Here is a 20,961-nt window from a genome sequence, read left to right as displayed (position 1 = left end):
GGGTGGGACCCGCAATCCGTGGGAACCACCAAATCGTCACCTGGGATGTGTGCACGACCGACAGGTGCCGCGATTAGGCTGTCCTCGTGACTGACACTGCCAATGACGCTCAGAAGACGGCCACACCGCCCACCACGCCCGTCCCCGTGAGTCCCGCCGCCGAACAGCAGGGCGCGACCGCGACGCTGACGTTCCCGGGTGGCACGGCGGAGTTCCCGATCCTGCAGAGCGTCGACGGCGCGTCCGCGATCGACATCTCGACCTTCAAGAAGCAGACCGGGATGAACACGCTCGACTACGGGTTCGTGAACACCGGTGCGACGAAGAGCGCGATCACCTACATCGACGGCGACCAGGGCATCCTGCGCTACCGCGGGTACCCGATCGACCAGATCGCCGGCAACTGCACCTTCCTCGAGGTCGCGTGGCTCCTGATCTACGGCGAGCTGCCGACCCCCACCGAGCTCGAGCAGTTCGACGCCCGCATCCGTCGGCACACCCTGCTGCACGAAGACCTCCGCCGCCTGTTCGACGCCCTGCCACACTCGGCGCACCCGATGTCCGTGCTCTCGAGCGCCGTGAGCGCCCTGTCCACGTACTACGAGGACGACATGGACGTCGACGACCCCGAGAAGGTCGAGCTGCAGACCGTCCGGCTCCTCGCCAAGCTCCCGGTCATCGCGGCCTACGCCCACAAGAAGGCCATCGGGCAGGCGTTCCTGTACCCGGACAACTCGCTGTCCTTCGTCGACAACTTCCTGCGGCTGAACTTCGGCACCATGGCCGAGACCTACAAGCCCAACCCGGTGCTCTCGAAGGCGCTCGAGCGGCTCCTCATCCTGCACGAGGACCACGAGCAGAACGCCTCGACCTCGACGGTGCGCATGGTCGGCTCGACGAAGGCGAACATGTTCGCCTCGATCTCGGCCGGCATCAACGCCCTGTACGGCCCGCTGCACGGCGGTGCGAACGAGGCCGTGCTCGAGATGCTCCAGCAGATCAAGGACTCGGGCGAGCCCGTCACGCGCTTCGTCGAGCGGGTGAAGAACAAGGAGCAGGGCGTCAAGCTCATGGGCTTCGGACACCGCGTCTACAAGAACTACGACCCGCGCGCCAAGCTCGTCAAGGAGTCCGCGCACGAGGTCCTCGAGTCCCTCGGCGTGCAGGACGACCTGCTCGACATCGCGATGGAGCTCGAGCAGATCGCGCTCGAGGACGAGTACTTCGTCAGCCGCAAGCTCTACCCGAACGTCGACTTCTACACCGGCATCATCTACAAGGCGATGGGCTTCCCGCCGCGGATGTTCACCGTCCTGTTCGCCATCGGTCGTCTGCCGGGCTGGATCGCCCAGTGGCGCGAGCTGAACAACGACCCGCTGAACAAGATCGGTCGCCCCCAGCAGCTCTACGTGGGCGCGCCCGAGCGCGACGTCCCCACGCGCTGACCGACTCCGAGCGCCCCGCCCCACGGTTCCGTGGCGCGGGGCGCTCGTGCGTGTGCGCCGGTTGGTATTCCGCCCGCTTGCAGGGAGGCGGGACGCGCCACTCGCCTCCGCCGAGTGGTCGCGAACTGTCGTCCGGCGGGTGTCGAACCGACGGTTCGTGCGCCCACGCCGCCCGCGGGCGGCGTGTCGTGACCGCTCGCGGGGCGGGGTGGGGCACTGGACGCAACGGCCTGGAGGCCCGGTGGCGGTCTCGTGGACCGGCACCGGGCCTCCAGGCGGTCGGGTCGGGCGCGGGGAGGCGGGGCGCGCCGCTCGCCTTCGCCGAGTGGTCGACAACTGTCGTCCGGCGGGTGTCGAACCGACGGTTCGTGCGCGCTCGGCGCCCGCGGGCGGCGTGTCGTGACCGCTCGCGGGGCGGGGTGGGGCTCTGGACGCAACAGCCTGGAGGCCCGGTGGCGGTCTCGTGGACCGGCGCCGGGCCTCCAGGCGGGCGGGTCGGGCGCGGGGAGGTGGGACGCGCCGCTCGCCTTCGCCGAGTGGTCGCGAACTGTCGTCCGGCGGGTGTCGAAACGACGGTTCGTGCGCCCACGCCGCCCGCGGGCGGCGTGTCGTGACCGCTCGCGGGGTGGGGCTCTGGGCGCAACGGCCTGGAGTCCCGGTGGCGGTCTCGTGGACCGGCACCGGGCCTCCAGGCGGGTGCGTCGGCCGCGGGACGCTACGCGTGCAGCGCGGTGTTCAGCTGGATGCCCTCGCCCTTGCGCTGCAGCGCCTCGACGGCGCCGCTGACGCTGTTGCGGCGGAACAGGATGTTCGGGGTTCCGGAGAGCTCGGCGGCCTTGACGGTCTTCGGGGTGCCGTCGGCGTTCGGGGCCGCGCCGACCAGCACCACCTTCGTGCCTGCCGTGACGTAGAGACCGGCCTCGATGACGGAGTCGTCGCCGAGCGAGATGCCGAGGCCCGCGTTCGCGCCGAGCAGCGCGCGTTCGCCGAGCGAGACACGGTGCGTGCCACCGCCGGACAGGGTGCCCATGATCGAGGCGCCGCCGCCGATGTCGGTGCCGTTGCCGACGACGACGCCCTGCGAGACGCGGCCCTCGATCATGGCGTCGCCGAGGGTGCCGGCGTTGAAGTTCACGAAGCCCTCGTGCATGACGGTCGTGCCCGGCGCCAGGTGTGCGCCGAGGCGGACGCGGTTCGCGTCGCCGATCCGCACGCGGTCCGGCACGACGTAGTCGACCAGGCGCGGGAACTTGTCGATCGCGTGCACGGCGATGCCGGCGCGCTGCAGCGACGGGCGCAGGCGCGTCAGGGACTCGGGGTGCACCGGGCCGGCGTTCGTCCACGCGACGATCGGCAGGTGGCCGAAGACACCGTCGAGGGAGACCTCGTTCGGGCGGACGTGCAGGTGGCTCAGCAGGTGCAGGCGGAGGTACGCGTCCGGGGTGCTCGTCGGGCCGGCGTCGATCGTGATCTCGGTGGTGACGGGCTCGATCCGGACCTCGCGGCGGGGGTCGTCACCGACGTGCGCCTGCAGCTCGGCAGGGAACACGGCGTCGGAGGGAAGCGCGCCGAGGTGCGTCTCGGGATACCAGGTGTCGAGCGTCGTGCCGTCGGCGGCGATCGTCGCGAGGCCGTGGCCCCAGGCGTGGGTCGGGCGGTCGGTGGCAGTCGTGTCGGTCACGGCTCCAGGGTACCGAGCGCCGGTCGGCAGGCACCGTCCGTCCGGACTGCCGGGGCGGTCGGGTTGCCGACCGTCCGGACTGCCGGGGCGGTTGGGTTGCCGACCGTCCGGACTGCCGGGGCGGTGCGAGGGGTGGCCGGTAGGCTGCCCGCATGCCGGAGCACCTCGACCTCACCGCCTCGTCCATCGACATCACCCGTGCCATCTGCGACATCGAGTCGGTGTCCGGCAACGAGCAGGCCCTCGCCGACGCGATCGAGGCCGTGCTCGCACCGCTTCCGCACCTCGAGGTGATCCGTGACGGCGACGCGATCGTGGCGCGGACGAACCTGGGCCGCGACCGCCGGGTCGTCATCGCCGGTCACATCGACACCGTCCCGCTCAACGACAACCTGCCGACCGAGTTCCGGACCGCCGAGGACGGCACCGAGATCCTCTGGGGCCGCGGCACCGTCGACATGAAGGCGGGCTGCGCGGTGCAGCTCAAGCTCGCGTACGACCTGGTCGACCCCTCGGTCGACGTCACGTGGGTCTGGTACGACCACGAAGAGGTGAGCGACGCCCTGAACGGTCTCGGCCGCCTGGCCCGGACGCGACCCGAACTCCTCGCCGCCGACTTCGCCATCCTGGGCGAGCCGTCCGGGGCGCAGATCGAGGGCGGGTGCAACGGCAACCTCCGCGCCGAGATCCGCACGTTCGGCAAGCGCTCGCACAGCGCCCGGAGCTGGATCGGCGACAACGCCATCCACAAGACCGCCCCGATCCTGGCCACCCTGGCCGCGTACGAGCCGCGCACCGTCACGGTCGACGGGCTCGAGTACCGCGAGGGCCTGAACGCGGTCGGCATCAGCGGCGGCATCGCGGGCAACATCATCCCGGACGAGGCGATGGTGCACGTGAACTACCGGTTCGCCCCCTCGCGCTCGGCCGACGAGGCCGTCGCCCACATCCGCGAGCTGTTCGACGGGTACGAGGTCACGATCGTCGACCTCGCCGCCGGTGCCCGCCCCGGTCTCGACGCCCCGCTCGCGCAGGACTTCGTCGCCGCCGTCGGTGGACCGGAGCCCCGTCCGAAGTACGGCTGGACCGACGTCGCACGCTTCTCGGCGCTCGGGGTCCCCGCGGTCAACTACGGCCCCGGCGAGCCGGTCTTCGCCCACCACGACGACGAGCAGGTGCCGGTCGCGCAGATCACCGCGGTCGAGGCCGGGCTGCGTCGGTGGCTGACGGCCTGACGACGGCGGGGGCCACCCGGAGGACCCCTGCTCGGAGCCGCTGGCGGGCCCGGTACCGGGTCGTCCCGTGGTGGGTGCGCATCACGGTCGTCTATGTGCTGGCGCGGCTCGTCACCGGTGCCATGATGCTCGCGTTCGCGGGTGTGCAAGCGGCGAACTCGTTCACCGTGCAGAGCCCGGGCTACCTGTCGTTCGCGGCGATCTGGGACGGCGCCTGGTACCGCGTGATCGCCACGGGCGGGTACCCGTCGACGCTGCCGGTCGATGCCGCCGGGCACGTGACCGAGAACGCGTGGGCGTTCATGCCCGCGTACCCGTTCCTGGTGCGGGCGCTCATGACGCTCACCGGAGCGTCGTTCGAGTTCGTGGCGGTCTCGGTGTCGTTGCTCGCCGGACTCGGGGCCGCGCTGGTGTTCCGCCGGCTCATGGGCCGGTTCCTCGACCCCGCACGGGCGACGTTCGCCACGGTGCTGTTCTGCGTCGCACCGGTGTCGGCGATGTTCCAGGTGGCCTACGCGGAGGCGATGGGGCTGTTCCTGCTGCTCGTCGCGCTGTTGCTCATGGTGGACCGGCGGTGGTGGGCGATGCTGCCCGTCGTGCTGCTGCTCGGCATGACGCGACCGACGGGGCTCGCCTTCGCGTTCCTGGTGGTGCTCTTCGTGGCCGCGTGGGCGATCCGCCCGGCGTGGGTGCGCTCGTCGGAACCGCTGAGCCTCCGCCGGCTCGTACCGCCCGCGGTGGTCGCCACGGTGTCGGGTCTGGTCGGTCTGGCCTGGCCGGCGATCGCGTGGGCGGTCACCGGAGTGCCGAAGGCCTACACCGACACCGAGCTCGCCTGGCGGTCGTCGTACATCGGGTGGAAGGAACTCGTGCCGTTCGCGCCGTGGGTGCAGGGGTTCGGGTGGTGGTTCGGGCAGCCGGCCGGAACGGTGCTGCTCGTCGTCGTGCTCGCCGGGTTCGCCGCGTTCGTGTGCATGCCCGCCGCACGCTCGATCGGCATCGAGCTCCGACTCTGGGGCGTGGCGTACCTCGTGTACCTGCTCGCGGTGTTCTTCCCGCAGTCGAGCACGTGGCGCATCCTCGTGCCGATCGCGCCGTTGCTCGGTATCGTCGCGCTGCCACGGTCGCGGGTGTACCGCGTGGCCGTCGTCGTCGCGTTCGTCGGGCTGCAGTGGGTCTGGTTGTACTCCACGTGGTGGATCGACGGCTACGACTGGACCCCGCCGTGATCGATGCGGGGCGCCGGAGGCCGGTGGATCCGCGTTCTGCGGAGCATCCGGACGGCACATCCGACACCCCCAACCTGGGCGGTTTCGCAGTTGCCCCCTCCGTACGGGATAATGGCGTTGCATTTACTGCACGAAAGGGGACATCTGATGGCAGCCATGAAGCCGAGGACCGGTGACGGGCCGATGGAGGCTGTTAAGGAGGGTCGACTCATCATCGTGCGGGTTCCGCTCGAAGGTGGAGGCCGCCTGGTCGTCTCGGTCAACGATGCCGAGGCCAAGGAACTCCACGACGCACTCGCTGAGGTCGTCTCGGCCTAGTACGTCGAAGCACCAGAACGGAAGGCCCGGAGCGTGTACGCTCCGGGCCTTCCGTCTGTCCGCTGCCGATCCCGCGACGGGGGCATCCGCGGCCCTGTCGGTGGGCTCCGTCAGGATGGGGCCGTGCCGAGGACGAGACTGCCGATCCGCCGTGTCGAGGAGTACGCGCCCGACCCGATGCGGCGCGACGTCTGGCCGGCCACGCTCGCGCCCGTGCGGCAGCTGCTCGACGACGGGCTCGACCTCGCTCCGGTGACGGTGCTGGTCGGTGAGAACGGTGCTGGCAAGTCCACCCTGGTCGAGGCGATGGCGCTCGCCTTCGGCATGGGGCCAGAGGGTGGCTCGACGAAGTCCGGGCACAGCACCCGCCCGAGCGAATCGCAGCTCTGGGAGCACATCGCCCTGCACCGGGAGCCCGGCGCGGTGCGGTCCGGCTTCTTCCTGCGCGCCGAGACGATGCACGGAGTCTTCACCTACCTCGAACAGCACCCCGGGGGAGCCGAGCCGCTGTTCCATGAGCGGAGCCACGGTGAGTCGTTCCTCGACTTCGTGATCCACCGGTCGCAGTGGCCCGGGCTCTGGATCCTCGACGAGCCGGAATCCGCCCTGTCGTTCTCGGGGTGCCTGGCGCTGATCGGGCTCCTGCAGTCCATCGTCGAGACGGGTGTCGGCCAGGTCGTGCTCTCGACCCACTCACCCGTGCTCGCCGCGTTCCCCGGGGCCGAGATCCACGAGGTCGGCGAGTGGGGCCTGCGGCGCACAGAATGGCGCGACCTCGACCTGGTGCGGAACGAGCGTGCGTTCCTCGAGTCGCCCGAGCGGTACCTGCGGCACCTGGACTGACCTGCGCGTACGCCGGCGGGTCGAGCGCTAGTTGGTGACCTTCGTCAACTGCAGCAGTCCGTCACCGGCGGGCGACAGCGCGCTGCGCACCGCACCCGAGGTCGACACCTCGGTCAGGAGCAGCCGGAAGTCCGTGGTGGCGCGGTCGCGCTTCACCGGGTCGGCGACGCGTCCGCGCCAGAGGGCGTGCGGCACCAGGACGGTGCCACCCAGACGGGCGAGCCGCAGCCCGTGCTCGACGTACTCGATCACGTGCTCGGGGTCGGCGTCGACGAGCACGACGTCGTACGAGGCCTCGTTCATGCGGGGGAGCACCTGGTTCGCCCGACCGGGGATGAGCCGGATCCGAGCGGGAGCGGTGCCGGCGCTGATGTACGCGTCGCGGGCGAACTGCTGGTGGTCGACCTCGACGTCGATCGTCGTCAGGGTCGCGTTCGGGGTGCCGGCGAGCAGGTACAGGCCGGAGACCCCGAGACCGGTGCCGATCTCGATGATGCTCGTGGCTCGCGAGGCTGCGGCGATGACCCCGATCTGCGCACCGATCGCGGGCGAGATCGCTTCGACCCCGAGTTCCAGGGAGTGCTCACGAGCACGGGCGATCGCCTCGGTCTCCGAGACGATGTCCTCGGCGAACTTCCAGTTCGACTCTTTCTCTGACACGCACACTCCGTTCGGGAGACAACTCTAGAGGTGCAACGCAGCAGCACGCGTTAGGCTCGCTCGCGTGGACATCCCGCTCGACAAGATCCTGATCATCGGGGTCATCGGCGTCCTCTTGCTCGGGCCGCAGCGCCTGCCGATGTACGCCCAGAAGCTGGCCGAGTTCGTCAAGGCCGTCCGTCGGTTCGCCGACACCGCGAAGGAGCGGATGCGCGACGAGATGGGTCCCGAGTTCGACGACATCGAGTGGCAGAAGCTCGACCCGCGCCAGTACGACCCGCGCCGCATCATCCGAGACGCCCTGCTCGACTCCGGCACCAGTGCCGCAGCCGTCCAGACCGCGCAGGTGACGGCCTCGAAGGTGCGCGCAACGGCTCCCGTCGTGCCCCTGGCCGCCGGTGAACCGGCACCCTTCGACGCCGAAGCGACCTGACGCCCGTCACGTCCCAACGCGACGGACTGGAGGCCCGGTGCCAGCCGGCACCGGGCCTCCAGTCCGTCGCGGGGTCGCGTGGCGATCCCGATGGCGAGTGGAATCGGGCGTACCTGGTCGGAAGGAACGACGAGGTATGCCCGATCCGACCAGGTACGCCGGGCTCTGCCTTACTTCAGGGCCGCCAGGAAGCGGTCCGTCCAGGCGAGCGGCGCAGACCCGGCCACGGAGTTGCAGGTCGGCGATGCGGTGCTCTGCGCCGTCGGGCAGGGGGTGTCCCGGTCGAGCGACCAGGTGTGCACCCCGGCGAGCCCGTGTGACTTGGCGTACGCGGCGACGGTGTCGGCGTCCGCGAGGGTGAAGACCTCGTCGGTGGTGTCGTTGACGCCGATCATCGGGGTGACCTCGATCTTCGACGAGGCGATCCCGTAGGTGTGCTGCAGGTTCGTGACCGCCTGGATCGTGGACTGCCCCATCTGACACGTCGACCCGACGATGACGCAGTTGGCCGTGGTCGCGGTCCGAAGTCCATCGTCATGAGGTTGATCGTGTAGTTCGACAGGGTCGAAGCCTTGATCGCCTTGACGGTGGCGTCGCCGGTGCTGTTCAGCCCGCCGAACGAACCGTCGGACGCGGCCAGGGTTGCGAGCGTGAAGGAGAAGCGCAGGCCCGGGTACTTCGACTGCGCCAGGGCCGCAGCGCTCACCAGGTTCTGCACGTCTGCCGCGGACTGCCCGCTCTCGATGTCGAAGTCGACGCCGATCATGTGCGGGGAGGCGTAGCGGGCGATGAAGGACTGCAGCGCGGCGCCGGAGCACTTGAACGAGCCTGCGGCGCCACCGGTGCTGACGATGTAGTTCACCCCGGCCGCGTCGAGCTTCGCGATGTTGGCGCTGGCGAACGCGTCGGCAGCGACTCCGCCCCAGTTCTCGCTGCCGCAGGTGCCGGTCGCGAAGGCGAGCGTGATGGCCTTGAGGCCCGGTTCCCGCGTCGACACCAGGCTGTTGCTCGACCCGACGACCGGGATCCGCGTGCCGGTGACCGCGGTGTTCATGACGTTCGTGTTCCAGTCGAGGTTCACGGTGATGTCCTTGTACGGGCTGAACACCAGGCCGCTCGCGGTGCCGGTGCTGCCGTTGCCGGGCGTGGTGGTCCCGCCACCGCCCGGGGTCGTGGTCCCGCCGCCGGTGCTGCCGCCGGTGCAGGCGCCGGCCGACGTCCACGGCTGACCGCTGCCGGTCGCCCCGGAGTGGGTCGCCGGCTCGTCGCCCTGTGTCCACCAGTTCGCGGTGTAGTTCGAGCCGTTCTCGCTCACGGTTGCTCCGCCGTTGTAGGCGGTGCCGGCGCTCCAGGCGGTCGCGCAGGTCGTCGCGGCGAGGGCGGGTGCCGCAGCGAGCGAGCCCCCTGCGACGATGACGGCGGCGATGGCGGCCACGAGGCCCGATCGCACGCGGGTGTTCTGGTTCACACGGTTCTCCTGTCCTCGGTCGGACGTCGTCGTCCGGCGGGTGGAGCCCTCACGAGACATTCCGCAAGGGCATTGTGTAATGCCCTTGCATAATGCGCCGCGGTAGAACGACCTGTCCATGAACGAACGCACAGGATGCGTCGAACGGACCAGGGGTCGAGATCAGTCTCGTGTGGCGACGATCGTGTACGTGGTCGGGATGCGGTCACGGTCGTGCTCCGGCCAGGCCCACGAGCCGGTGCCGGTCTCGACCATGCGGGGGCTGAACCGCCACGGCAGGGTCCGGCCCTCGTCGAGCCGTCGGAGCCGCAGTCCGGCGCCGAGCAGGGCGTTCACGATCTCGGACAGCGGGTGCGGCCACTCGAAGGTGCGGGTGTTCGCCACCGCGCCGTCGCCGGCGTAGGTACCGGCGTCGTCCCACTGCTGGGCCGTGCCGTCGGGGAAGTACCGGTACCGGGTGACGAGCTCGTCGGCGTCCTCGTCGAGGGCGTACATCGCCGGGTGGCCGTCGCGGATGAAGAACACGCCGCCGGGGCGCAGCAGGCCAGCGACCTGCGCAGCCCAGCGGTCGAGGTCGGGGAGCCAGCAGATGGTGCCGATGCTCGTGTACACGACGTCGAAGTCACCGGTGACGGCGGCCCGGGCATCGAGGACGTCGGTCTCGACCCAGGTGACGTCGAGGCCGAGCCGTGATGCGAGTCCGGCGGCCGAGGCGAGGGCCGCGGGGGAGAAGTCGACGCCGGTCAATCGGGCGCCCTCGCGGGCGAGCGACACCGTGTCGGTGCCGATGTGGCACTGCAGGTGACAGACGTCGAGGCCCGCGAGTGAGCCGTTCGGTACCCAGGGCGTCAGGGCCGGCAGGTCTTCGCGGACGACGTCGGAGCGGTGGCCGGGGTCGGACAGGGCATCGATCGCGTAGGCACCCTCGTGGATCGGCACCCGGTCGTCCCAGTTCGCGCGGTTGGTGGCGCGTGCGTGGTCCCAGTCGACATCGACGTGATCCGTGCTCATGACCCCGAGCCTAGGACAGCGACAACCCGAGCTTCCGGCCGGCGAGCCCGCGTCCCATCGTGGTGATCCGGTGGGCGATCGCCGTCAGGGCAACGGCTGACGGGTCCTCCGGGGCGCCGAGCACCACCGGCACCCCCGCGTCGCCGCCCTCGCGCAGCGGCACGGACAGCGGCACGCTGCCGAGCACCCGAACAGGGGTGTCCTGCCCGCGGGAGAGTCGTGCGGCGGTCTCGGCGCCACCGCCCTCGCCGAACAGGTGCAGGACCGAGCCGTCGGGCTGCACGAGCCCGGCCATGTTCTCGATCACGCCGATGACCCGCTGCCCGGTCTGCCGAGCGACGATCCCGCTGCGCTCGGCGACGTCGGCGGCGGCGGCCTGCGGGGTCGTCACGACCAGGACCTCGGCGTGCGGCAGCAGCTGCCCCACCGAGATCGCGACGTCGCCGGTGCCCGGAGGCAGGTCGAGCAGCAGGACGTCGAGGTCACCGAACCACACATCGGTCAGGAACTGGTTCACGGTGCGGTGCAGCATCGGTCCGCGCCACGACACCGCGGTCGAGACGTCGTCGACGAACATGCCGATCGAGACGACCTTCACGTCGTGCGCCACCGGCGGCAGGATCATGCTGTCCACCCGCGTCGGGCGGGGTGCGACCCCGTGCTCGTCGGTCAGGCCCATCAGGCCGGGGACGCTGAAGCCGTGCACGTCGACGTCGACGACCCCGACCCGCAAGCCCCGGAGGGCGAGCGCGACGGCGAGGTTCACGGTGACGGTGGACTTGCCGACGCCGCCCTTGCCGCTCGTGACGGCGATGACGCGGGTGAGCGAGTCCGCGGTGAACTGGACGCCCTTCGGCCGACCGGCTCGCAGCCGCTCGGTCAGCGCGGCGCGTGTGGCCGGGGCCATCACGGACACGTCGACGTCGACTGCCGCGACCCCCGGGACGGACCCGGCGGCGACGCGGACGTCGCGCTCGATGGTGTCGGCGGCGGGGCACCCCACGATCGTGAGCTGCAGGTCGACGCGCACCGCGCCTCCTGGCTGCACGTCGACACCGCGGATCATGTCGAGCTCCGTGACGGGGCGGCGGATCTCGGGGTCGATGACGCGGCCGAGCGCGGCGAGGACCGCCGTGCCGAGCTGTTCGTCGGTGGGGGCGGCGTCAGCCACGGGTGGAGCTGTCGTGTTCGTCCGCGTAGCCGGCCTCGTCGGCGTCGCGGCGGTCGAGTTCCTCGAGCAGGGAGCGGAGCTCGGCGCGGATGAAGTCCTTCGACGCCATGTCCCGCATCGCCAGGCGCAGGGCCACGACCTCGCGGGCCAGGTACTCGGTGTCGGCCAGGTTGCGTTCGGCACGCTGGCGGTCCTGCTCGAACTGCACGCGGTCGCGGTCGTCCTGCCGGTTCTGCGCGAGCAGGATCAGCGGGGCGGCGTACGAGGCCTGCAGCGAGAGCACGAGCGTCAGAGCCGTGAAGCCGATGGCCGCCGAGTCGAACTGCCACGGCTTCGGCGCCAGGGTGTTGTAGCCCATCCAGACCACGCAGAACAGCGTGAGCCCGATGAGGAACCAGGGCGTGCCCATGCCGCGGGCGATGCCCTCGGTCGCGCGACCGAAGGTGTCCCCGCGACCACGGCGGCGGCTGGGGAGCACACGCGTGCGCATGCCCTTCGGGGAGTCGAGCCGGACCTCTTGCCGGTCACGGTCGCGACGGTTGTCATCCGTTCGGGCCACGGGTGGTCCTCCTTCCCGTCGTCACGGGTGTCCTGCGCGGGCGTTGGCGTGGAAGCGGTGAGGGTTCCCCCTCGCCCTGACTTCGCCAGTCGTCCGGCAGGACGTGGTCGAGGACATCGTCGATCGTCACCACCCCGACGAGACGGTGGGCGTCGTCGACCACGGGGACGGACAGCAGGTTGTAGGTCGCCATGATGCGGGTGACCTCGGCGGCGCTTGCGTCGACCCGGACCGGTTCGGTCTGCTGGTCGATGAGCGTGCCGAGCCGCTCGTTCGGCGGGTAGCGGAGCATCCGCTGGAAGTGCACGAGCCCGAGGAACCGACCGGTCGGCGGCTCGTACGGCGGCAGGGTGACGCAGACGGCGGCGCCGAGCACCGGCGCGAGCTCGTGGCGGCGGACCAGCGCGAGGCCCTCGGCCACGGTGGCGTCGGCCGAGACGATCACCGGTTCGGTGGTCATCAGACCACCGGCGGTGTCCGGCTCGTACTCCAGGAGCATGCGGACGTCCTGCGCCTCCTCCGGCTCCATGAGCTGCAGGAGGGCTTCGCTCCGCTCGTCGGAGAACTGGGCGAGGACGTCGGCCGCGTCGTCCGGCTGCATCTGGTCGAGGACGTCGGCGGCACGGGCGTCCACCAGCCGGGTGAGGATCTCGATGCGCTCCTGGTCGGGCATCTCCTCGAGCACGTCGGCGAGGCGGTCGTCGGGAAGTTCCTCGGCGACCTCGAACCGGCGCTCGGCGGGCAGGTCGAGCAGCGTCGACGCCAGGTCGGCCGGCAGCAGGTCGGAGTAGGCGGCGATCACGTGCTCGGCGGACTGGGCCTCGCCGGGGAGCTCGTCCTCGGTGACCTCGTTCCACGTCGCGAACGTCGTGGGGCCCTTGCCGAACGGCGACGGCGTGGTCTTCGGCTTGCGGAGGAAGAGCTGCGCCACCTCCCAGTCGCCCTGCCCGCGGTCCTCGATCGCGACGTCCTCGATCGTGGCGCGGATCCGCTGGTTCTTGATGAGCACCTTGCGGCCGAGCATCTCGGCGATGACGCGGACCTCGCCGCCGCGCTGCTCGAAGCGGCGCATGTTGACCAGACCGGTCGTGATGACCTGCCCGGCACCGATGGAGGTGATGCGGCCGATGCTCACGAAGATGCGGCGCTTGCCGGGCACCTCGACGATGAGCCCGACGACGTGCGGGGGATCGGCCCGGCGGTAGACGACCAGGACGTCCCGGACCCTGCCGACGCGGTCGCCCGCGGGGTCGAAGACGGAGCACCCGGCGAGGCGGGCGACGAAGACCTTCGTGGCGCTCACCCGACCCAGCGTAGTCGCTCGGGTGTGGGCGTTTCGCTCGCGCGGTCAACGGCGCCGTCGGCGCCGACCGGTCGGCGGCTTCCCTGAGAGTGCACGTGCGATTGCAAGGTGTGCGGTGAATGATGGCTGTGTGAGCAATCAGAGCCCCTTCGCCGGCAGGACCGCCCAGGCGTTCCCGACGCTGCCCAAGGGCGACGTCCTGGGAACGTACGACAGCTACCCCGACGCGCAGCGCGTGGTGGCGAAGTTGGCCGAGGCCGACTTCCCCGTCAACCAGCTCTCGATCGTCGGCAACGACCTGAAGACGGTCGAACGGGTCACCGGCAAGATGACCTACGGCCGTGCCGCCATCGCCGGCGCGCTGTCCGGGCTGTGGCTCGGCATCTTCTTCGGCATCGTGCTCACGCTGTTCTCGCCGAGCGCCGGCGGCCTGATCCTGGCCGCCGCGATCATCGGTGCCGCGTTCGGCATGCTCTACGGCATCGTCTCGTTCGCGATCACGAAGCGGCAGCGCGACTTCACGAGCGTGCACCAGGTGCTCGCCACGAACTACCAGATCGTCGTCAACCCGCAGCTGACCGGGCAGGCGCAGCGGATCCTCGGCGAGCACGGGGCGACCCCGTCCACGCACTGGAACGACGCTCCTCAGCAGCAGCAGCAGCAGCAGCAGCAGCAGCAGCCGTGGCGTCCGGGCCCCGGTGGGGTCCCGCCGCAGCAGCAGTCGCCGTACGGCGGACACGCCACGCCGCACCAGCAGCCGGGAGGCCCGCAGAACCCCGGCACGTCGGCCCCCGGCGCGCAGACCGGTGCGCCTTCGGGCCCGCCGCGCTACGGCACGAACGACGGACCCCGGTACGGGGAGACCCCGGAGACGGCTGCCGCCCCCGCGGCCTCGCCGGTGCCGGAGCGCCGGCCCGAGGAGCCGCCGCGCTACGGTGAGCGGGTCGCCGGTGCCACGCCGCCGGAGCCCTCGTCCTCGCCGGACCCACAGCGCGACGGTGACGGGGACGGGGTCAGCGACCGCCGCTAGCGGCGCTTCGGCTGGCGCGATCGGGCTTCGACGGGAGTGCTCCGTGGTCGGGGACCCGGTCGGGCGCCAGGTCGTTCGACACGCCGTTCACGTCTGCCGAGGTCACGCGGACTGTCGCCGCCGACCACCGCGGGCGGCACGTCGTGCGACCTCAGCGGCGCGGTCCGGGAGATCCGGGCGGTCGGGGCGGTCCGGGCGGTCGAAACACCCCGCGCGCACGGCGTCGACCGGTCGGAGATCGTCGTTCGGCGTCGGCCCAGACGACGGCTCGTGACCGCTCGGCCTCGGGCAGACGGCACGTCGTGACCGGGCGCGGTGCGGGTCCCGGGCGCGGCACAGCAGCGCCGGCACCGTGCGGCATCACACGGCACGCACGGCAGGCATCGCACGGCACGGCATCGCACGGCACTTCACCGCACGGCAGCGCACGGCGCCGCACGGCACGGACTCGCCGGGCAGGCTCGGTACGGCTAGAGGACCTTCGAGTAGCAGACCGACAGGGGCGCCCCGACGTAGGGCCCGAAGTTCGCGATCCGCCGGAACCCCTCGCGCTGGTAGAAGCCGACGGCGCGCTGCTGCTCCGTGCCCGTCTCGAGGACGAGCGCCGGAGACCCGAGGTCGAGTGCGGCCTCTTCCAGCCGTCGCAGCAACGCAGCCGCGACGCCGGTCCCGCGGGATTCCGGTCGGACGTACATCCGCTTGATCTCGGCGATGCCGTCGTCGACGATGCGCAGGCCGCCGCACCCCAGGGGAGTACCGGATTCGTCCCGCGCGACGAAGAACACCGCGATCGACTCGGCGGTCGGCTTCTCACCCGGTTCGGTGTCGCCGCCGTGCGCCCGGTCGATCTCCAGGCGCTGAGCAGCGCGGAGTCGCTGGGCGTCGGGCGAGTCGAAGTGCTCGACCTCGATCGAGAAGGTGTTCGGGGAGGCCTCGGGCATGGTCACCCGATCAGGCTAGCGGCCCGAGCGGGCGATCCACCCCTCCACTTCCGAGGGGGTCCGGGGGATGCCGACGGACAGGTTCTCGGCTCCGTCCTCGGTCACCAGGATGTCGTCTTCGATGCGGACACCGATGCCACGGAACTCCTCCGGCACGGTCAGGTCGTCCTGCTGGAAGTACAGCCCGGGCTCGATCGTGAAGACCATGCCGGCCTGCACGGTGCCGTCGAGGTACATCTCGCGGCGGGCCTTGGCGCAGTCGTGCACGTCGAGCCCGAGGTGGTGGCTCGTGCCGTGCACCATGTAACGGCGGTGGAACTGGTTGTCCGGCTCGAGCGACTCGGCGGCCGAGACCGGCAGGAAGCCCCACTCGGCGGTCTTTCGCGCGATGACCTCCATCGCGGTGGCGTGCACCTGGCGGAACGTGATGCCTGGCTTGACGATCGCGAACGCGGCATCGGCGGCTTCGAGCACTGCTTCGTAGACCATGCGCTGCACGGGCGAGAACGTGCCGCTCACCGGGAGCGTGCGGGTGATGTCGGCGGTGTAGAACGAGTCGACCTCGACCCCGGCGTCGATGAGGATGAGGTCGCCCGGCTGCACGGCGCCGTCGTTGCGGGTCCAGTGCAGGATGCAGGCGTGGTGGCCCGAGGCGGCGATGGTGTCGTAGCCCACGGTGTTCCCGTCGGCGCGCGCCCGGCGGTTGAACGTGCCCTCGACGATGCGCTCACCGCGCGGGTGCGCGAGCACGGCGTCGAAGTCGGCGATGACGTCGTCGAACCCGTGCTTCGTGGCGTCGACGGCCTTGCGGAGCTCGCGGACCTCGTACGCGTCCTTGACGAGTCGCAGCTCGGACAGGTCACGGGAGAGCAGGTCGTCGGTGGCCGGCGACCCCTCGGTCTCGTCCGCGTCACCGATCGCCGCGCCGATGCGGGCGTCGAGGGAACGGGTCAGGTCGTCGTCGGCTTCGCGCACGAGCAGCGCCGACGCGTCGATTGCATCGGCGACGGCCGTGAACGCGCCGAGGTCGGCCGTGGCCAGCCCGAGGTCGGCGGCGACGGCGTCGAGCGAGGGGCGCGGACCGACCCAGAACTCCCCGATCTCGGGGTTGGCGTAGAACTCTTCCGAGTCGCGGCCGGCGGTGGCGCGGAAGTACAGCGTGGCGTCGTGCCCGGAGCCGTTCGGCGTCATCACGAGCACGGAGCCGACGACGGTGTCGGTGCCCCAGCCGGTCAGGTGCGCGAAGGTGGAGTGCGGGCGGAACGGGTAGTCGCAGTCGTTCGAGCGGACCTTGGCCTGCCCGGCCGGCACCACGATCGTGCGGCCCGGGTGCAGCTCGGAGATGCGCGCGCGACGCTCGGCGGCGAACGCGGCCTGCTCGCGGGGTTCGGGCTGCTCCTCACCACGGTCGGCCCACTGCGACCCGATGAAGTCCTTGAAGGTCGAGGACCCGGGGGTCGTGGATCGGTTGCTCGTCGCGCGGGGAGTCGTGTCGGCCATGCGTCCATCATCGCACCGCCCGGGGACACCCGGCCTGTGCGGCTGCTCACCTGTGGATAGCATTGTCCACGTGCCAGACCCGTTCATCGACCTGCACGCGCACTCCAGTGTCTCCGACGGCACCGAGCGTCCCGCGGAGCTCGTCCGAGCGGCCGCGGCCGCCGGACTCGACGCCGTCGCGCTGACCGACCACGACACGACCGCGGGGTGGGCGGATGCCGCGGCCGCGGCGCACGAGCTGCCCCTGACCCTGCTGCCGGGCCTCGAGCTGAGCACCCGGATCGGCTACCGCAGCGTGCACGTGCTCGGTTACCTGGTGGACCCCGAGCACCCCGGATTGGTCGAGGAGACGACCCGGATCCGCGACGGCCGGCTCTCCCGCGCGCACCGCATGGTCGACCGCATCGCCGAGGACCACCCGATCACCTGGGCGGACGTCCTGGCCCAGTCCAGCCCCGGTGCCACGATCGGCCGTCCGCACATCGCGGACGCCCTGGTCGCCCGCGGGCTCGAGTCCGACCGGTCCGCGGCGTTCCGCGGCATCCTGCACCCGGCGTCCGGCTACTACGAACCCCACGAAGCGCCGTCGCCCCTGCGCGGCGTCGAACTCATCCGGCAGGCCGGCGGCGTGCCCGTCATCGCGCACCCGGCGGCGTCCTCGCGCGGGATCGTCATCGACGAGCCGATGCTCCGCGACCTCGTCGACGCCGGGCTCGGCGGGCTCGAGGTCGACCACCGCGAGAACCTGGCACACGGCAAGCGCACCCTGCTCGACTGGGCGACGCGCTACGGCCTGTTCGTCACCGGTTCGAGCGACTACCACGGCACCGGCAAGCCCAACCGGCTGGGGGAGCACCGCACCGCACGCGTCTCGTTCGACGCGATCGTGTCCGAGGCCACCGGCAGCGCTCCGATCGTCGGCCCCGGTTCGCGTCTGGCCTGACGGCAGCCCGCCGCGTCTTCGGCCCGGCCGACGGTCCACGCGTCGGCGTCCAGGTGAACCGTCGCTGCGCGCGTGACGCCGGTCCGCGGCTGGGGACGACGAAGGGCCCGTCGCGTCAGCGACGGGCCCTTCGGCCTGGAGGCGCTACTCGCCGTCCGACGTGCCCTGCGGTGCCGAGGCGGTCGCCGAGGCATCGCCGGTCCCGGCTCCGCGACGGCGGCGACGGCGGCGACGCTTCGCGGCGCCGTCGGTGGTGGAGCCACCCTCGGCGGCCGAGCCGTCCTCGGTGCCCGCCGCGGCGGTGGAGGCGACCGACTCGGTGGCCGGAACCTGCGGGGCGGACTGCTCCGAGCCTCCTGACCGGGTGCGGCTGCGCGACCGCGAACGCGAGGCGTCACGCGAACCCGAGGCCGGGCGGTCGCCGGTGCGCTTCTCGACGGGGGCGCCGGCAGAGGCGGCGTGCGACGACGAGCCGGGCAGACGGCCCTTGGTGCCCTTGGGGATGTCGAGTTCCTCGAACAGGTGGGGCGACGACGAGTAGGTCTCGACGGGCTCAGGGATGCCGAACTCGAGGGCCTTGTCGATCAGCGTCCACTTGTGCAGGTCGTCCCAGTCGACGAACGTGACCGCGATGCCGGTCTTGCCAGCGCGGCCCGTGCGGCCGGCACGGTGCAGGTACGTGTCCGGGTCGTCCGGGATCGTGTGGTTGATCACGTGCGTGACGTCGTCCACGTCGATGCCGCGTGCGGCGACGTCGGTGGCGATGAGCACGTCACGCTTGCCGGCCTTGAACGCCGCCATCGCGCGCTCGCGCTGCTCCTGGTTGAGGTCGCCGTGCACCGCTGCGGCGTTGAACCCGCGGTCCTTCAGCTCCTCGACGAGCTTCGCCGCGGCACGCTTGGTGCGGGTGAAGATCACGGTCTTGCCGCGGCCCTCGGCCTGGAGGATCCGGGCGATGACCTCGTCCTTGTCCAGGGAGTGCGCGCGGTAGATGAGGTGCTTGATGTTGGCCTGCATGAGGCCCTCGTCCGGGTCGGTCGCCCGGATGTGCACCGGACGGCTCATGAACCGGCGGGCGAGGGCGACGATCGGCGCGGGCATCGTCGCCGAGAACAGCATCGTGTGCCGCACCTCGGGGACGGCCTGGAAGATGCGCTCGATGTCCGACAGGAACCCGAGGTCGAGCATGCGGTCGGCCTCGTCGAGCACGACCTCTTGCACGTGGGAGAGGTCGAGCAGACGCTGCCGCTGCAGGTCGATGAGTCGCCCGGGCGTGCCGACGACGATCTGGGCGCCGGCCTTGAGCTGCTCCACCTGGCCTTCGTAGGCCTTGCCGCCGTAGATCGAGACGACCGTGGTCGGGCGGTTCGAGGCCGCGAGCTCGAGGTCCTCGGTGACCTGGACCGCGAGTTCACGGGTCGGGACGACGACGAGCGCCTTCACGCCGTGCGCCGGGTCGGCACCGAGCCGCTGGATCAGCGGCAGGCCGAAGCCGAGCGTCTTGCCGGTACCCGTCTTGGCCTGGCCGATGATGTCCTGGCCGGTCAGGCCGAGCGGGATGGTCTGTTCCTGGATCGGGAAGGGCTCGATGATGCCCTTGCCTGCCAGTGCATCGACGATGTCCTGGTCGATGTTGAGGTCTGAGAAAGTCAAAGAATCACCTTAGTTCTGGTGGAAGTCCCGGCCAGTCTACCGACGGGCGCGTGGTCCGGGGCGCTCCGGGGTGCGTCGGGGCGTCGGGGCGGGCGACCGGCGGGTGCCACGGGACGTGCCCTCTATGCTGGTCGGGTGGTCTCGTGGTGGAACCGGAAGCGCGCGGCGCAGCTCGCTGCCGCATGGCTCGCGTCGCGGAACCCGCGCGGAGCCGCACAGGTCAAGCGGCTCGCGCTCGACGACGTCACCCCGGAGCTCGACGTCTACCTGGGGCAGGCCGCGTACCTGCAGCTCTCCGTCTACGAGACGATGGGACGAGCCGGTGCCTCGGCACCGACGCTCTCCGGCCGTCTGGTCACCGGGGTGCTCGCGACCACGGCGCTCGAACGGCACCGCACCATCGTGGCCGAGATCGAGCGCAGCGGCGGAGACCCGGCGGCGCTGATGGCCCCGCACCGTGAGGCGATCGACCTGTTCCTCGAACGGACGAGCGGTGCCGACTGGTACGAGTCGATGCTGACCGGCTACGTGACGGCCGGGATCTTGAACGACCTGTTCGGCAACCTGCTCCGCTCGCTGCCGATGGACGTGCGGCAGCGGCTCCGTTCGGTGTTCGACGCGCGCGAGGAAGCGGCGGTCGTCGAAGAACTGACTGCCCACATCGAGGACGACCCGCAGATCGGTTCACGCCTGGCGATGTGGGGACGGCGCCTGGTGGGCGACACCCTGCTGGTCGCCCGGTCGGCGCTGGCGTCACACGCACGCGAGGACCAGGAGCGGCTCGAGCCCGTCTGGACCGAACTCATCGCCGCGCACACCCGACGGATGGACGCGCTCGGTCTGACGGCCTGAGCGGTCAGGCTGCTCGAGCGTCAGGATTGCTCGGGGGTCAGGCGCCGCGCGTCTTGAGCTGCTCGTAGTACTCGGCGTCGTGCTTGTCCCGCTGGGTGCCGAGGAGCCACTCGACGGTGATGGCGACCACGCCGGACCCCACGAGGGCCACGACCCAGATCCAGGTGCCGTCGTACCGCCACCCGGTCCAGGTCAGCGCTTCCCAGAGGACGGCTGCAGCGATGCCGCCGACCGCGGGGCCGACGAGCACGCCACGGTTCGACCGCCACGGCACGATCACGTGCGCGACCGCGCCGATGATGACGCCGCCGAGGACGGCGAAGAGCAGTTCCACGTCGTCAGGCGACGAAGCCGATGCGCCGTGCCTCTTCCGCGCCGACCTCGACGTACGCCAGGGCCGAGACGGGGACGATGAAGCGACGGCCCTTGTCGTCCTGCAGCGACAGGTGCGTCGACTGCGCGGTGAGCGCCTCGGACACGGCCTTCTCGACCTCGTCCGCGGTCTGGGCGGTCTCGAAGGCGATCTCGCGGGGGCTGTTGATGATGCCGATCTTGATGTCCACGAGCACAGCGTATCCGAGCGGTCCCGTGCGGTACCGGGCGTTCGCCGCGGGCGCACTCGACGGCGTGACGACCGGTGCACCGCGCGTCCGCAGCGGTGCTGTCGGCGGTCCTGGGTACCGTAC

Annotated in this window: 22 protein-coding genes; 9 read left to right on the top strand and 13 right to left on the bottom strand. The window is 71.1% G+C overall.

The genetic code is table 11. The features are described 5' to 3' along the window. Positions 1-146 precede the first annotated feature (146 nt). Entirely contained in the window at positions 147-1,445 is a 1,299-nt protein-coding gene (locus tag DEJ27_RS07700) for a citrate synthase (protein WP_110860547.1), read from the top strand. Positions 1,446-2,160: 715 nt separating this feature from the next. On the opposite strand, the gene dapD is transcribed toward DEJ27_RS07700, so the two are convergent. Then, entirely contained in the window at positions 2,161-3,126 is a 966-nt protein-coding gene (gene dapD / locus DEJ27_RS07695) for a 2,3,4,5-tetrahydropyridine-2,6-dicarboxylate N-succinyltransferase (RefSeq protein ID WP_110860545.1), read from the bottom strand. A gap of 152 nt (positions 3,127-3,278) precedes the next feature. On the opposite strand from dapD, the gene dapE reads away from it, so the two are divergent. The 4 genes from dapE (at position 3,279) to DEJ27_RS07675 (ending at position 6,751) form a co-directional block, all read left to right on the top strand. Beyond that, entirely contained in the window at positions 3,279-4,361 is a 1,083-nt protein-coding gene (gene dapE, locus DEJ27_RS07690; RefSeq protein ID WP_027464567.1) for a succinyl-diaminopimelate desuccinylase, read from the top strand. Beyond that, positions 4,346-5,590 carry a hypothetical protein gene (locus tag DEJ27_RS07685; protein ID WP_110860541.1) on the top strand — a complete coding sequence of 415 codons (1,245 nt, stop codon included), beginning with the start codon at positions 4,346-4,348 and terminating at the stop codon, positions 5,588-5,590. Before dapE ends, DEJ27_RS07685 begins: the two co-directional genes overlap by 16 nt. 147 nt (positions 5,591-5,737) lie before the next feature. Further along, positions 5,738-5,908, top strand: coding sequence for a DUF3117 domain-containing protein (locus tag DEJ27_RS07680; RefSeq protein ID WP_017887054.1), 171 nt, complete (start codon positions 5,738-5,740; stop codon positions 5,906-5,908). A 123-nt stretch (positions 5,909-6,031) separates the two neighbouring features. Beyond that, entirely contained in the window at positions 6,032-6,751 is a 720-nt protein-coding gene (locus DEJ27_RS07675; RefSeq protein ID WP_258369883.1) for an AAA family ATPase, read from the top strand. Between the two features lie 27 nt (positions 6,752-6,778). Here the strand turns inward: DEJ27_RS07675 and DEJ27_RS07670 are convergent, their stop codons facing one another. Next, positions 6,779-7,411 carry an O-methyltransferase gene (locus DEJ27_RS07670; protein ID WP_111090652.1) on the bottom strand — a complete coding sequence of 211 codons (633 nt, stop codon included), beginning with the start codon at positions 7,409-7,411 and terminating at the stop codon, positions 6,779-6,781. 64 nt (positions 7,412-7,475) lie between these two features. On the opposite strand from DEJ27_RS07670, the gene DEJ27_RS07665 reads away from it, so the two are divergent. After that, complete coding sequence (locus tag DEJ27_RS07665) at positions 7,476-7,844, top strand: twin-arginine translocase TatA/TatE family subunit (protein ID WP_027464570.1); 369 nt, start codon at positions 7,476-7,478, stop codon at positions 7,842-7,844. Between the two features lie 170 nt (positions 7,845-8,014). Here the strand turns inward: DEJ27_RS07665 and DEJ27_RS17925 are convergent, their stop codons facing one another. The 6 genes from DEJ27_RS17925 to DEJ27_RS07640 form a co-directional block, all read right to left on the bottom strand. Beyond that, positions 8,015-8,320, bottom strand: a complete 306-nt coding sequence (locus tag DEJ27_RS17925) for a hypothetical protein (protein WP_220035381.1) — start codon at positions 8,318-8,320, stop codon at positions 8,015-8,017. Beyond that, on the bottom strand, positions 8,236-9,312 hold the full coding sequence (locus DEJ27_RS18110; RefSeq protein WP_220035380.1) for a carbohydrate-binding protein: 1,077 nt from the start codon (positions 9,310-9,312) through the stop codon (positions 8,236-8,238). Before DEJ27_RS18110 ends, DEJ27_RS17925 begins: the two co-directional genes overlap by 85 nt. Positions 9,313-9,474: 162 nt before the next feature. Then, positions 9,475-10,323 (bottom strand): bifunctional 2-polyprenyl-6-hydroxyphenol methylase/3-demethylubiquinol 3-O-methyltransferase UbiG, encoded by an 849-nt coding sequence (locus DEJ27_RS07655; RefSeq protein WP_111090651.1) that lies wholly within the window; start codon positions 10,321-10,323, stop codon positions 9,475-9,477. Between the two features lie 10 nt (positions 10,324-10,333). Further along, entirely contained in the window at positions 10,334-11,494 is a 1,161-nt protein-coding gene (locus DEJ27_RS07650) for a P-loop NTPase (RefSeq protein ID WP_111090650.1), read from the bottom strand. After that, positions 11,487-11,984 carry a DUF1003 domain-containing protein gene (locus DEJ27_RS07645; RefSeq protein WP_042539423.1) on the bottom strand — a complete coding sequence of 166 codons (498 nt, stop codon included), beginning with the start codon at positions 11,982-11,984 and terminating at the stop codon, positions 11,487-11,489. The genes DEJ27_RS07650 and DEJ27_RS07645 overlap by 8 nt, the downstream gene beginning before the upstream one ends. Positions 11,985-12,036: 52 nt before the next feature. Continuing rightward, positions 12,037-13,356 carry a magnesium transporter MgtE N-terminal domain-containing protein gene (locus tag DEJ27_RS07640; RefSeq protein ID WP_027464574.1) on the bottom strand — a complete coding sequence of 440 codons (1,320 nt, stop codon included), beginning with the start codon at positions 13,354-13,356 and terminating at the stop codon, positions 12,037-12,039. Positions 13,357-13,486: 130 nt separating this feature from the next. Here DEJ27_RS07640 and DEJ27_RS07635 point away from each other — a divergent pair, with 130 nt between their 5' ends. After that, on the top strand, positions 13,487-14,386 hold the full coding sequence (locus DEJ27_RS07635) for a general stress protein (RefSeq protein WP_111090649.1): 900 nt from the start codon (positions 13,487-13,489) through the stop codon (positions 14,384-14,386). Positions 14,387-14,856: 470 nt separating this feature from the next. Here the strand turns inward: DEJ27_RS07635 and DEJ27_RS07625 are convergent, their stop codons facing one another. Together DEJ27_RS07625 and DEJ27_RS07620 are read right to left on the bottom strand one after the other, a co-directional pair. After that, the gene (locus DEJ27_RS07625) at positions 14,857-15,327 is read right to left on the bottom strand and encodes a GNAT family N-acetyltransferase (protein ID WP_181420080.1); all 471 of its coding nucleotides are present in this window, start codon (positions 15,325-15,327) and stop codon (positions 14,857-14,859) included. A gap of 15 nt (positions 15,328-15,342) precedes the next feature. Further along, positions 15,343-16,827: an aminopeptidase P family protein gene (locus DEJ27_RS07620; RefSeq protein ID WP_111090648.1), complete on the bottom strand. Its 1,485-nt coding sequence runs from the start codon at positions 16,825-16,827 to the stop codon at positions 15,343-15,345. 70 nt (positions 16,828-16,897) lie between these two features. Here DEJ27_RS07620 and DEJ27_RS07615 point away from each other — a divergent pair, with 70 nt between their 5' ends. Further along, complete coding sequence (locus DEJ27_RS07615; RefSeq protein WP_111090647.1) at positions 16,898-17,770, top strand: PHP domain-containing protein; 873 nt, start codon at positions 16,898-16,900, stop codon at positions 17,768-17,770. A gap of 144 nt (positions 17,771-17,914) precedes the next feature. Here DEJ27_RS07615 and DEJ27_RS07610 read toward each other — a convergent pair whose 3' ends face one another. Continuing rightward, positions 17,915-19,423 (bottom strand): DEAD/DEAH box helicase, encoded by a 1,509-nt coding sequence (locus DEJ27_RS07610; protein WP_111090646.1) that lies wholly within the window; start codon positions 19,421-19,423, stop codon positions 17,915-17,917. Positions 19,424-19,558: 135 nt separating this feature from the next. Between DEJ27_RS07610 and DEJ27_RS07605 the strand changes: the two genes are divergently transcribed. Then, positions 19,559-20,275 carry a ferritin-like domain-containing protein gene (locus DEJ27_RS07605; RefSeq protein ID WP_258370313.1) on the top strand — a complete coding sequence of 239 codons (717 nt, stop codon included), beginning with the start codon at positions 19,559-19,561 and terminating at the stop codon, positions 20,273-20,275. Between the two features lie 37 nt (positions 20,276-20,312). On the opposite strand, the gene DEJ27_RS07600 is transcribed toward DEJ27_RS07605, so the two are convergent. Then, the gene (locus tag DEJ27_RS07600) at positions 20,313-20,609 is read right to left on the bottom strand and encodes a hypothetical protein (protein WP_110860525.1); all 297 of its coding nucleotides are present in this window, start codon (positions 20,607-20,609) and stop codon (positions 20,313-20,315) included. 4 nt (positions 20,610-20,613) lie between these two features. After that, positions 20,614-20,838, bottom strand: coding sequence for a DUF3107 domain-containing protein (locus DEJ27_RS07595; RefSeq protein ID WP_110860791.1), 225 nt, complete (start codon positions 20,836-20,838; stop codon positions 20,614-20,616). Between the last annotated feature and the right edge of the window lie 123 nt (positions 20,839-20,961).

The sequence above is a fragment of the Curtobacterium sp. MCPF17_018 genome (assembly GCF_003234135.1).
Classification (GTDB): domain Bacteria; phylum Actinomycetota; class Actinomycetes; order Actinomycetales; family Microbacteriaceae; genus Curtobacterium; species Curtobacterium flaccumfaciens.
The sequence above is the reverse complement of the archived record's forward strand: the minus strand, read 5'-3'. Positions and strand labels throughout refer to the sequence as shown.